1 protein-coding gene is annotated in these 546 nt (G+C 61.5%); it reads right to left on the minus strand.

The window, feature by feature from the left end; all coding sequences use genetic code 11:
- Nucleotides 1–546: Ig-like domain-containing protein (locus ACM6I0_RS22735; RefSeq protein ID WP_414923346.1), on the minus strand; the 546-nt coding region annotated here is incomplete at both ends.

Raw genomic sequence — 546 nt, forward strand, 5'->3', positions numbered from 1 at the left:
CGTACCGTTGGCGATGGTCAGGTCGGCGTTGGTGAAACCGGTCACGGCCTCGGAGAACGTAATGGTCACGAGGGACGTTTCACCGATGTTCAGCGCATTGTCGGCAACCACGATAGTGGCGGTCGGCAGCACGGTATCAATGGTGAAGTTGGCCGAGTTGGTGGTGCCGCTGCCGGCGTTGCCGGCAATGTCGGCCACGCCGGTGTTGTTCAGGGTGATGAGGTTGCTGGTGTCCCTGACGCCGACCGTCGGCGTGAAGGTCGCGGTCCAGGTAATACCGCCATCACTGCTGCTGACCGCGCTCAATGTCCCATTCGGCACACTCAAATCACTGTTGTCGAACCCGGTCACCGCTTCGCTGAAGGTGATGGTCACCAGCGAGGTTTCCCCCGCGCTCAGCGTGCTGTCGGCCACCACGATGGTGGCGGTCGGGCGCAGGCTGTCGATCACATAATTGTTGGAATCGGTGGTACCTGAGCCAGCGTTGCCGGCCAGGTCGACGATCCCGGTGTTGTTCAGGGTGATCAGGTTGGTCGCGTCGTTGAC

Origin of the sequence: Pseudomonas sp. IT-P294, assembly GCF_949767865.1 — a bacterium.
GTDB lineage: Bacteria > Pseudomonadota > Gammaproteobacteria > Pseudomonadales > Pseudomonadaceae > Aquipseudomonas.